This is a genomic window from Roseovarius sp. MBR-79, from assembly GCF_053628555.1.
The window spans coordinates 145,910-157,136 of the sequence record NZ_JBRJGP010000005.1 but is presented as its reverse complement, the minus strand read 5'-3'; the positions used below and the strand labels follow the sequence as shown (position 1 = coordinate 157,136).

The window sequence follows — 11,227 nt, the reverse complement described above, 5'->3', positions numbered from 1 at the left end:
TGTTTTGTTTTTCTGCTCGATCGCGGCTGTTTTTATGTGCCGCTGTCCGGGGCCGGTTCGCCGACCCTCATGATTTCCCACTCTAACGCTATTCCGCTGTTTTGGAAAACCCTTTTTCGCACATCCTCGCCAAGCCCCTCCAGATCGGCGGCGGTGGCCCCGCCGGTGTTGATGAGGAAATTGGGATGTTTCTCGCTCATCTGCGCCCCCCCGCGCCGCGCGCCGCGCAGTCCGGCCGCGTCGATCACCGACCACGCCTTGAGATCGTGGACATCGTCGGTGCGTCCCGTGCTGCTGAAGCCTGCGGGATTGCGAAAGGTGCTGCCCGCGCTGCGCTCTTTCGTGGGCTGGCTTGCGTCGCGGCGGGCGATCTGGTCGGCCATCTTCGCGGCCAGCGCCTCGGGCGCGCCCGGATGGCCCTTGAATGTGGCCTCGGTGATCACCCAGCCTTCGGGCAGGTGGCTGTGGCGATATGCAAACGCCAGATCCTCCGGGGTGAGCGTCACCACCGCGCCCGCGCGCGTCACCGCCTGCGCCCCGATCAGGTGATCGGCGACGTAAGACCCGTAGCATCCCGCGTTCATCCGCACGGCGCCGCCGATGCTGCCCGGAATGGTGCGCAGGAACGCAAGGTCAATGCCCGCCTCCGCCGCGCGCCGCGCCACATGCGCATCGAGCGCCGCCGCCCCGGCGGTGACGTGCCCCCCCGCCACCCGGATCGCGTTGAAGCCGCGCCCGAGCCGGATCACCACGCCGCGAATGCCGCCGTCGCGCACGATGAGGTTGGAGCCGACGCCCATGGGAAAGACCGGGATATTCGCGTCAAGGGCCGAGAGAAAGCCGCACAGATCGTCCATGTCGGCAGGCTGAAACAGCCAGTCGGCAGGCCCGCCGACGCGCAGCCAGGTCAGATCGGAGAGCGCGCGCGCAGGCGTCAGCGCGCCACGGGTCTGGGGCAGGGTGCTCATGCCCCGTCTTTGCCCGCGCGCGCGTCAAAGGGCAAGCCGCCTCAGTTGCGCGGCGGCACCAGCTTGCCGGGGTTCATGATGTTGTCAGGATCGAGCGCGGCCTTGATCGCCCCCATCATCGCCCAGCCGCCCCCGTGCTCGCGCGCCATGTAACCCAGCTTGCCCACGCCGATGCCATGCTCGCCCGTGGAGGTGCCGCCCATGGCCAGCGCGCGCGCGACCATGCGCTCGGCGGCGGCCTTGGCGCGGGACAGCTCTTCGGCGTCCCCCTCGCGCACCAGAAGCGTGGCGTGGAAATTGCCGTCGCCGACATGGCCCAGGATCGGCCCGTGCACGCCCGATTGCGCCAGATCGGCGCGGGTCGCCTCGATCGCCTCGGCCAGACGCGAGATCGGCACGCAGATATCGGTGACGATGGCGCGCGCGCCCGGACGGCTGGCCAGCACGGCGTAATAGGCATTGTGGCGCATGGTCCAGAGCGCCTTGCGCGCCTCGGGTTTCGTTGCCCAGTCGAAGCCCGAGCCGTGGTGATCGGCGGCAATCGCGCCAAAGGCCTCGGCCTGTTCGGTGACGCCCGTCGGGCTGCCGTGGAATTCCAGCAGCAGGTGGGGTTTCTCGGGCAGGCTCATTTTCGCATAGGCATTGACCGCGCGCACGCTGTCCGCGTCCAGAAGCTCGATCCGTGCCATGGGGATGCCGCATTGGATGGTGTCGATCACCGTCTCCACCGCATCGCCGACGCTCTCGAAGGCGCAGACCGCCGCCGAGATCGCCTCGGGCTGGCCGCGCAACCGCAGCGTCAATTCGGTGATGAGGCCAAGTGTGCCCTCGGCACCCACGAAAAGCGCGGTGAGGTCGTAGCCCGCCGAGGATTTGCGCGCCGCCGTGCCGGTGCGGATCACCTCGCCCCTCGCGGTCACGACCTCCAGCCCCAGAACATTGTCGCGCATCGTGCCATAGCGCACCGCGGTGGTGCCGCTGGCGCGGGTCGAGGCCATGCCGCCGAGCGAGGCATTGGCGCCGGGATCGACCGGGAACATCAGCCCTGTCGCGCGCAACTCCTCATTGAGCGCCTCGCGGGTCACACCGGGCTGCACGCGCGCCACCATGTCGGCCTGCGCCACCTCTAGAACCCGGTTCATGCGGCAGAAATCCACCACCACCCCGCCGGAAAACGCCTGCGCCTGCCCCTCGAGCGAGGTGCCCGTGCCCCAGCCCACCACCGGCACGCGCGCCCGCGCACAGGCGGCGACGATGCGCGCCACCTCTTCGGTGGTCTCGGGATAGGCCACGGCATCGGGCGGGCTGAGTGGGAAATAGGACTCGCTCGCGCCGTGCAGGTCCAGATCGGACTTGGAGCGGCTGAGCCGTTGGCCTAGGAAGGAGGAGAGGTCGGCAAGAGCGGTCTGCGTGTCCATGGGGCTACCTTCGGTCGTGCGTGTCGACACACCCTAGGCGAAGACGGCGCGACGCGAAAGCGGGCGCGAGAAGGTCCGGTCGGATGAAGGCGTGACGCAGGCAAGGAACAGATCGTTTGTCGCGCGCCAGCGCCGGGCGGCGATTGTCCGCCTGCGCGAGGGTTGGCGGCTGATGCGCAAGCGCGGCCCCAGCCAGTTCCAGTTCTGGGTGATCGCGCTTCTTGTCGGGATCGCGGCGGGGTTCGCGGCGGTCGCCTTCCGCAAGGGGATCGCGGCGCTGGAGGGTCTGCTCTACCAGACCGGTGACGTGGCGCGGTTGCAGTCTCTGGCCGAGCACATGCCGTGGTATTGGGTGTTGCTGATCCCCGTGGCAGGGGGGCTGGTCGTGGGGCAGATCCTGCACCGCTTCACGCCGGACGGGCGCGTGCGCTCGGTCGCCGATGTGATCGAGGGCGCGGCGCTCACCGAGGGGCGGGTGGAGCGGCGCGAGGGGCTGGCCTCGGCTGCCGCCTCGCTGATCACGCTCGGCGCGGGCGGCTCGTCGGGGCGCGAGGGGCCGGTGGTCCATCTGGCGGGCGTGATCTCGTCCTGGGTGGCCGAGCGCATCCATGCCGATGGCATCACAGGGCGCGACCTTCTGGGATGTGCCGTGGCCGCCGCCGTCTCGGCCTCGTTCAATGCGCCGATCGCGGGCGCGCTTTTCGCGCTCGAGGTGGTTTTGCGGCATTTCGCGGTTCATGCCTTCGCGCCCATCGTGATCGCCTCGGTGGCGGGCACAGTGATCAACCGCATGTTCTTTGGCGATGTGACCGAGTTCAGCCTGCCGGGGACAAGCGCGCTGGAATTCTATGTCGAACTGCCTGCCTTTCTCATCCTCGGGCTGGTCTGCGGGCTGGTGGCGGCGCTGATGATGATGGCGATCTTTCTGGCCGAGGACGCGGCGGGGCATCTGCAACTGCGCCTGCGCGTGCCGCGCTGGCTGCGGCCGGCGGGGGCGGGGCTGCTCCTTGGGGGAATGGCGATCTTTTTCCCGCATATCATCGGCGTGGGATACGAGACCACCTCCGCCGCGCTGACCGGCAAGCTGATCTGGCATGAGGCGATCATATTCGCCGTGCTCAAGGTGGCGGCGGTGGCCATCACCATCGGCGGGCGCATGGGGGGCGGCGTGTTCTCGCCTTCGCTGATGGTGGGGGCGCTGACGGGGCTGGCCTTTGGCCATGTCGCCACCTCGCTCGTGCCCGACTATTCCGGGGCCTACACACTCTATGCGCTGGCGGGGATGGGGGCGGTGGCGGCGGCGGTGCTGGGTGCGCCGATCTCGACCACGCTCATCGTGTTCGAGTTGACCGGCGACTGGCAGACAGGGCTGGCAGTGATGGTCGCGGTCTCGACCTCGACGGCGCTCGGGTCACGGCTGGTCAAGCGGTCGTTTTTCCTTACGCAGCTCATGCGCCGGGGAATCCGGCTGGCCGCAGGACCGCAGGATTACCTGCTGGCGATGTTCCGCGTCACCCGCCTCATGCGTCCGCCCGATCACGAGCGCGCAGCGTCCGACGAGCAATGCTGGTCACTCATCGAACAGGGGCTTTATCTCGACGCCAAGGCCACGCTCGAGACGGCCATGCCCGCCTTTGACCGCGCGGGCGTGCCGTTCCTGCCGGTGGTCACCCTCTCGGGGGGCGAGGCCCCTCCCGAACTGCTCGGGGCGCTGTTCCATGTCGATGCGCTCAAGGCCTATAACCGCGCGCTGGCGGCGGTGTCGAAGGAGGAGCATGGCTGAGCGCGTGGTGGGTGATGAGAGACTCGAACTCCCGACATCTTCGGTGTAAACGAAGCGCTCTACCAACTGAGCTAATCACCCGTGCCGCGCCTCCTAGCGTAAGGTATGCGCCAGTGCAAGCGGGGAGGGCGGTTGTCTCACACCCGCTCCACCGCGACGGTATCGGTGGCGTAGAAGGCGATGTGGTCCTTGATCTCTGCCACCTCCGGTCTGGGCGCTTCATAGCTCCAGGCGGCGTTGGTCAGGGTCTGGCTTTTGGTCACGATCGAGAAATAGCGCGCGTCGCCCTTGAAGGGGCAATGGCTCATCTGCGCGCTCTCGTCGAGAAAGGCCATGGCGATATCCTCGCGCGGGAAATAGATCACGAAGGGATAGTCGCCCTCGGTCAGCTCCAGCGCGTTGCGGCTCTCGGCAAGGACCGCGCCGCCTGCGCGCACGCTCCAGGTGCCGTCTGCCTTGCGAATCGTGATCTTGGCCATCTGTCGTTCCTTCCCTATGCGGTCATGGCCCCCGGTCTGCCGCCGGAAGCTCACAGAATTATGTCAAAGAGGTTGCGTCGCGTGATCCAACCATAGCCGCGCGGGTTTGGAAAGCAGAGGGCCGATCTTGTCGCGGCAGGCGGCGTGGTAGCGATCAAGCCAGTCGCGCTCTGCCGTCGAGAGCATCCCGGCCTCGATCAGGCGGCGGTCGATGGGCGCGAAGGTGAGCGTTTCAAAGTCAAGCTGCGTCGCGCCGTCACCGCCGCTCACGGGGGCGGCCTCGCGCACCACGATCAGGTTCTCGATGCGGATGCCGAAGGCCCCCTCGCGGTAATAGCCCGGCTCGTTCGAGAGGATCATGCCGGGTGCGAGCGGCACATCCGAGACCCGCGACAGGCGCTGCGGTCCTTCATGCACGCAGGCATAGACGCCCACGCCGTGCCCGGTGCCGTGGCCGTAATCCTGATCGGCCAGCCACAGCGGATAGCGCGCCAGCGCATCGAGATCGCGCCCCGCAAGACCCTTGGGAAACCGCAGGCGGGAGATGGCGATCATGCCTTGCAGCACGCGGGTAAAGGCCGCGCGTTCCTCTTGCCCCGGCGCGCCCACGGGCAGGGTGCGGGTGATGTCGGTGGTGCCGTCCAGATATTGCCCGCCGCTGTCCAGCACCAGCAGGTCGCCATCTTCCAGCGTCCGGTTGCTCGCCGCGCTGACCCGGTAATGCGGCAGCGCGCCGTTGGGGCCAGAGCCTGCGATGGTGTCGAAACTGATGTCAAGGAGCTGCTCGGTGGCGGCGCGGCAGGCCTCCAGCCGCGTCACCACGTCGATTTCGGTCAGCGTGCCGGGGGGCTGCGCGTCGAACCACGCCAGGAATTCGCACACCGCCATGCCGTCGCGCAGATGGGCCGCGCGCGTGGCCTTGATCTCGGCCGGGGTTTTCTGCGCCTTGGGCAGGATGCAGGGATCATCGCCCCAGAGAATGGGCACATTCGCGGCCTCTAGCCGGGTGACAACCCGAACCGGCACGCTCTTGCGGTCGAGCAGCACGGGGCCTTTGAGGGCGTCGAGCGCGTGCTCGAACTTGAACGGGGCACCGTGGCTGACATCCTCGCCGAAATGCGCGCGCAGGGGGGCACTGACCTTGGCGTGATCGGTGAAAAGCGCCACCCGCCCGTCATCGTGCAGGATGGCAAAGCCCTGCGGCACCGGGTTGCGGGGGATGTCGCTGCCCCGGATATTCAGCAGCCAGGCAATCGAATCGCTGAGCGTGATCACCGCCGCGCGCGCCCCCGTCTTGCGCAGCCCCTCGCTCAGGCGCGCGCGTTTCTCGGCATGGGTCATCCCGGCAAGATCGTCGGGCCAGGGCGTGATCGCGCCCTTGGGCGGTGCGGGGCGGTCGGGCCAGATGCTGTCGATGAGGTTGGGGCCGGGTTGCAGGCCAATTCCCTCGGGCAGGGCGGCGGTCAGTTCCTCGATCTGCTCGGGCGTAAACAGCCACGGATCGAACCCCACCGCGCCGCCGCCGGGCAGGTGCTGTGCGATCCATGCCCCCGGTTTTGTCTCGGGGACATCCACCGGCGTGAAATGGTCCGTGTCCACCTGCGCGCGCGCCTGCACGCGGTAGCGCCCATCGACGAACACCCCCGCCACGTCACCCAGAACCACGCACAGCCCCGCCGATCCGGTGAACCCCGTCAGCCATGCAAGCCGCGCATCGCAGGCTGCGACATATTCGCCCTGATGTGCGTCGGCGCGCGGTACGAGATAGCCGGCAAGCCCCGCTTCGGCCATTGCGCGGCGCAACTGCGCGAGGCGCGGCGGGCCCTGTTCGGGGCGGGCGGTCTCGGTGAAACTCTGGAACAAGGGGCGCTCTCCTCGTGGTGCCGGGTGTGATCCAGTGCTAGAGAAGGGGCGCGGGATTGGCAATAACGGGGGCAGGGCAATGGAAAGCCGGGTGCGCGCGGGCGAAAGGCTGGTGGAGGCGGGGCCGCCCACGGATGCGGCGCTCTATTTCATCGGGCGTATCAACACGCCATGGACCGAGCGCAAGGACTGCCCCCGGCAGGGGCGCGAGGACGGCCCCGACTGCCGGGTGGAGGTGTTCGCGCCCTGGGCCGAGGCGCTTCTGGGGGTGGGCGAGTATCAGCATCTCGATCTGCTCTACTGGCTCGACCGGGCGCGGCGCGATCTGGTGGTGCAGAACCCCGGCAATGACGGGCTGCGCTATTTCGGCACCTTTGCGCTCCGCTCGCCGCAGCGGCCCAATCCGATCGGGCTCTCGCGGGTGCGGCTGGTGGCGGTGGAGGGGGATACGCTGGTGGTGCGCGGGCTGGATTGTCTCGACGGCACGCCGCTCATCGACATCAAGCCGGTGACCTGCGAATTCACCCCCAAGGCCCCGCCCAAGGGGTGAGCATCGCGGTGGTTCCAAGAGGCGCCTGATGATGCTAAGCCCGCCTCGATTTGTTCGGGAGCCCACCATGACCACGATCAAGCTGCACAACACCCGCACCCGCAAGAAAGAGGTGTTTGCGCCTCTCGATGACAAGAATGTGCGGATGTATGTCTGTGGGCCGACGGTCTATGACCGGGCGCATCTGGGCAATGCGCGGCCCGTGGTGGTGTTCGATGTGCTCTACCGGCTCTTGCGGCATGTCTATGGGCCCGCGCACGTCACCTATGCCCGCAATTTCACCGATGTGGATGACAAGATCAACGCGCGCGCCGCCGAGAGCGGCCGCTCGATTGCCGAGATCACGGCGGAGACGACGCAGTGGTTTCTGGAGGATATGGGCGCCTTGGGGGCGCTGGAGCCCGACCTCATGCCGCGCGCCACGCAGTATATCCCGCAGATGGTGGTGATGATCGAGGGGTTGATTGCCAAGGGCCACGCTTACGCCGCCGAGGGCCATGTGCTTTTCGCCGTCGAGAGCTATGCCGCCTATGGCGCGCTCTCGGGGCGCACGGTCGAGGACATGATCGCGGGCGCGCGGGTGGAGGTGGCGCCCTACAAGCGCAACCCGATGGATTTCGTTTTGTGGAAGCCGTCGGGCGACGATCTGCCGGGGTGGGAAAGCCCGTGGGGGCGTGGGCGGCCCGGCTGGCATATCGAATGCTCGGCGATGAGTTATGAATTGCTGGGCGAGTCGTTTGACATTCACGGTGGCGGCAATGACCTGATCTTTCCCCACCACGAGAACGAGATCGCGCAAAGCTGCTGCGCGCATCCCGAGGGGAGCTTTGCGAATTTCTGGCTACATAACGAGATGCTGCAGGTCGAGGGCAAGAAGATGTCCAAGTCTTTGGGCAATTTCTTTACCGTGCGTGATTTGCTGGATCAGGGCGTGCCGGGGGAGGTGATCCGGTTCGTGTTTTTGAGCACGCATTACAGGAAGCCGATGGATTGGACGGCGGAGAAGGCGGAACAAGCAGAGTCGCGCCTTCTGGAGTATAACAAAATTATATCTGACTACGCTGATGCGGAACTCGCGGACGAAAATAAAGTTAGCATGCAAATTGTCGAAGCTTTAAGCAACGATCTTAACACGCATTTGGCTCTTACACGATTGCATGAATTCGCGCTGCATGCGAAAAGCATTGGTAGATCGGATAATGGAGCGATGGCACTCCAATTGGCGCACGATCTGAAGTTCTTAGGAATTTGGACTGAGCATTTCGGGAAAATTCCTAGATCATTTTGGCTGGATAAGGCATCTGAATTAACGATCGATCAACAGGCGCTCATTGCTACACTTCTAAGCAAAAGAGCTGATGCCAAGGAAGCAAGAAACTTTGACCGTGCTGATGAAATTCGGGATTTGTTAAGAACGGCTGGAGTGGTGGTCACGGATACTCCTCGAGGCCCCGAGTGGGGTCTTGGCCCTGATTTCGATCCCGCTAAGCTGGAACCCTTGAAATGATGCGCCGTTCTGCACACCGCCTGCAAGCCGCGCGAGGGCCCGACCGCGGGGGGGCGCTGCTCGGGCTGTGGGGGGCGCTTTATGGTGCAAAATACTTGAACGGTTGTGCGTGTCGCAGCGTTGCAGAAGCGCCCGCCCGGGGGGCGGTCGGGCGCTCGCGCGGCGGCGTGCAAGCACGCCTTGATTCCGCGCGGGGTGCTGGTGGCGAGGGGCGCGCGTCATGACCAAGGAACGCCTCTACCTCTACGACACCACCCTGCGCGACGGGCAGCAGACGCAGGGCGTGAGCTTCTCCACGCAAGAGAAAATCCAGATCGCCCATGCGCTTGACCGGCTGGGCGTGGATCATATCGAGGGTGGCTGGCCGGGGGCAAACCCCACCGACAGCGCGTTTTTCGACGCCGCTCCCGCGACACGCGCGACCATGACCGCCTTTGGCATGACCAAGCGCGCGGGGCGCTCGGCGGAAAATGATGACGTGCTGGCCGCCGTCCTCAACGCGGGCACGCGCGCCGTCTGCCTTGTCGGCAAGACCCATGATTTCCACGTCACCGCAGCACTCGGGATCGGGCTTGAGGAAAACACCGACAATATCGCCAAATCCATCGCCCATCTGGTGGCCGAGGGGCGCGAGGCGCTGTTCGATGCGGAGCATTTCTTTGACGGCTACACCGCCAATCCCGCCTATGCGCTGACCTGCCTGCGCGCCGCGATGAAGGCGGGCGCGCGGTGGATCGTGCTCTGCGATACCAATGGCGGCACGCTGCCCACGGAAATCGGGCGCATTGTAAGCGAGGTGATCGACGCGGGTATTCCCGGCGACCGGCTTGGCATCCACACCCATGACGATATGGGCCTTGCCGTGGCGGGCAGCCTTGCGGCGGTGGATGCAGGCGTGCGCCAGATACAAGGCACGCTCAATGGCCTTGGCGAGCGCTGCGGCAATGCCAACCTGACCACGCTCATCCCGACGCTTCTGCTCAAGGAACCCTATGCCAGCCGGTATGAAACCGGCGTCACGCGCGACGGTCTGCGCGGCCTGACCGCGATCAGTCGGCAGTTGGATGAGATCCTCAACCGCGTGCCGCTGCGGCAGGCGGCCTATGTGGGGGCCTCGGCCTTTGCCCACAAGGCAGGGCTTCATGCCAGCGCGATCCTCAAGGACCCCTCCACCTATGAGCATATCGCGCCCGAACTGGTCGGCAATCAGCGCATCATCCCGATGTCCAATCAGGCCGGGCAGTCGAACCTGCGCCAGCGGCTGAGCGAGGCGGGGATTGTGGTAGAACCGGGTGATCCGGCCTTGGCGCGTCTGCTCGACACGATCAAGACACGCGAGGACGAGGGCTATACCTATGACAGCGCGCAGGCCAGTTTCGAAATCCTCGCGCGCAAGGAACTGGGGCAGATGCCCGAATTCTTCGAGGTCAAGCGCTACAAGGTCACGGTGGAGCGGCGCAAGAACAAGTATGACCGCATGGTGAGCCTCTCGGAGGCGGTCGTGGTGGTCAAGGTGGGTGGCGAGAAGAAGCTGTCGGTCTCTGAATCGATGGATGCCGAGGGCTGTGACCGGGGGCCGGTCAACGCGCTGGCCAAGGCTCTGGCCAAGGATCTGGGCCCCTATCAGGATCAGATCGAGGATATGCGGCTGGTGGATTTCAAGGTGCGCATCACCCAAGGCGGGACCGAGGCGGCGACCCGCGTCATCATCGACAGCGAGGACGGGCAGGGGCGGCGCTGGTCCACGGTGGGGGTCAGCCCGAACATCGTCGATGCCAGTTTCGAGGCGCTTCTGGATGCGATCAACTGGAAGCTTCTGCGTGTTTGATGCCGATCTGACCGCTTGCGCCGATCTGGTGCGCCGCGCCGATCCGTCCCGGTTTCGCGCTACCATGGCCGGGCCGGTGGCGGCGCGGGCGCGGCTCTTCCCGGTCTATGCGTTCAACATCGAGGTGGCGCGCGCGCCCTGGGTCACGAAAGAACCGATCATCGCCGAGATGCGCCTGCAATGGTGGCGCGACGTGCTGGCCGAGATCGCGGGCGGCGGCGCGGTGCGGCGGCACGAGGTGGCCACGCCGCTGGCGGGGGTGCTCGATGCGACGGGGGCGCGGCTGCTCGATGCGCTGATCGAGGCGCGCCGCGCGGATATAGAGCGCGCGCCCTTCGCGGATGAGGCCGCCCTTTGGACCTATCTCGACGCGACGTCGGGCAATCTCATGCGGGTGGCGGCGCGGGTGCTGGGGCCTGCGGGCGAGGGGGCGTTGCGCCCTGCCGGTCTGGCGCTCGGGTTGGCGAACTGGTTGCGGGCGATCCCGGCGCTCGAGGCGGCGGGCCGTGCGCCGCTGCCGGATGGGCGGGCGCAGGCCGTGCGGCGTTTGGCGCAAGAGGGCTTGGCGCATCTGCGCGCGGCGCGGGCGCACCGCGCCCGGGTGTCGCGCGCCGCGCGCCCCGCGCTGCTGCCGCTCTGGGAGGCGGGAATGGTGCTCTCCCGCGCGGCGCGCGATCCGGCGGCGGTGGCGGCGGGCAGGCTCGATCCCGCGCCGATCACGAGCGGCGCGCTGCTGGCCTTTCGGGCGTTTTCGGGGGGCTGGTAGGGTTCCGGCACCCTGCACAAGGCTTGAGTAATGGGCCTTGCACAGGGCACCGGAGAGACAAGCGG

General features: G+C 66.7%; 9 protein-coding genes and 1 tRNA gene. 5 read left to right on the top strand and 5 right to left on the bottom strand.

Annotated features, from left to right (window positions below; all coding sequences use genetic code 11):
• Positions 1 to 32 precede the first annotated feature (32 nt).
• Both murB and ACSSV8_RS06975 read right to left on the bottom strand, forming a co-directional pair.
• Positions 33 to 968 (bottom strand): UDP-N-acetylmuramate dehydrogenase, encoded by a 936-nt coding sequence (murB, locus tag ACSSV8_RS06980; RefSeq protein ID WP_454281958.1) that lies wholly within the window; start codon positions 966 to 968, stop codon positions 33 to 35.
• Positions 969 to 1,009: 41 nt separating this feature from the next.
• Positions 1,010 to 2,386: an FAD-binding oxidoreductase gene (locus ACSSV8_RS06975; RefSeq protein ID WP_454281957.1), complete on the bottom strand. Its 1,377-nt coding sequence runs from the start codon at positions 2,384 to 2,386 to the stop codon at positions 1,010 to 1,012.
• Positions 2,387 to 2,558: 172 nt separating this feature from the next.
• Between ACSSV8_RS06975 and ACSSV8_RS06970 the strand changes: the two genes are divergently transcribed.
• Positions 2,559 to 4,169 (top strand): chloride channel protein, encoded by a 1,611-nt coding sequence (locus tag ACSSV8_RS06970; protein ID WP_454282007.1) that lies wholly within the window; start codon positions 2,559 to 2,561, stop codon positions 4,167 to 4,169.
• A gap of 5 nt (positions 4,170 to 4,174) precedes the next feature.
• Here the strand turns inward: ACSSV8_RS06970 and ACSSV8_RS06965 are convergent.
• The 3 genes from ACSSV8_RS06965 to ACSSV8_RS06955 form a co-directional block, all read right to left on the bottom strand.
• Positions 4,175 to 4,250, bottom strand: a tRNA-Val gene (locus ACSSV8_RS06965).
• Positions 4,251 to 4,306: 56 nt separating this feature from the next.
• The gene (locus ACSSV8_RS06960; protein ID WP_354539597.1) at positions 4,307 to 4,648 is read right to left on the bottom strand and encodes a DUF427 domain-containing protein; all 342 of its coding nucleotides are present in this window, start codon (positions 4,646 to 4,648) and stop codon (positions 4,307 to 4,309) included.
• A gap of 63 nt (positions 4,649 to 4,711) precedes the next feature.
• Entirely contained in the window at positions 4,712 to 6,511 is a 1,800-nt protein-coding gene (locus ACSSV8_RS06955; RefSeq protein WP_454281956.1) for an aminopeptidase P family protein, read from the bottom strand.
• A 79-nt stretch (positions 6,512 to 6,590) separates the two neighbouring features.
• Here ACSSV8_RS06955 and tsaA point away from each other — a divergent pair, with 79 nt between their 5' ends.
• From tsaA to ACSSV8_RS06935, 4 genes are all read left to right on the top strand, one after another.
• Entirely contained in the window at positions 6,591 to 7,061 is a 471-nt protein-coding gene (gene tsaA, locus ACSSV8_RS06950) for a tRNA (N6-threonylcarbamoyladenosine(37)-N6)-methyltransferase TrmO (protein ID WP_454281954.1), read from the top strand.
• A 67-nt stretch (positions 7,062 to 7,128) separates the two neighbouring features.
• Entirely contained in the window at positions 7,129 to 8,568 is a 1,440-nt protein-coding gene (cysS, locus tag ACSSV8_RS06945) for a cysteine--tRNA ligase (RefSeq protein ID WP_454281953.1), read from the top strand.
• 220 nt (positions 8,569 to 8,788) lie between these two features.
• Positions 8,789 to 10,396 carry a citramalate synthase gene (gene cimA / locus ACSSV8_RS06940; protein WP_454281952.1) on the top strand — a complete coding sequence of 536 codons (1,608 nt, stop codon included), beginning with the start codon at positions 8,789 to 8,791 and terminating at the stop codon, positions 10,394 to 10,396.
• Positions 10,389 to 11,162 carry a squalene/phytoene synthase family protein gene (locus ACSSV8_RS06935; RefSeq protein ID WP_454281951.1) on the top strand — a complete coding sequence of 258 codons (774 nt, stop codon included), beginning with the start codon at positions 10,389 to 10,391 and terminating at the stop codon, positions 11,160 to 11,162. Before cimA ends, ACSSV8_RS06935 begins: the two co-directional genes overlap by 8 nt.
• Positions 11,163 to 11,227 lie beyond the last annotated feature (65 nt).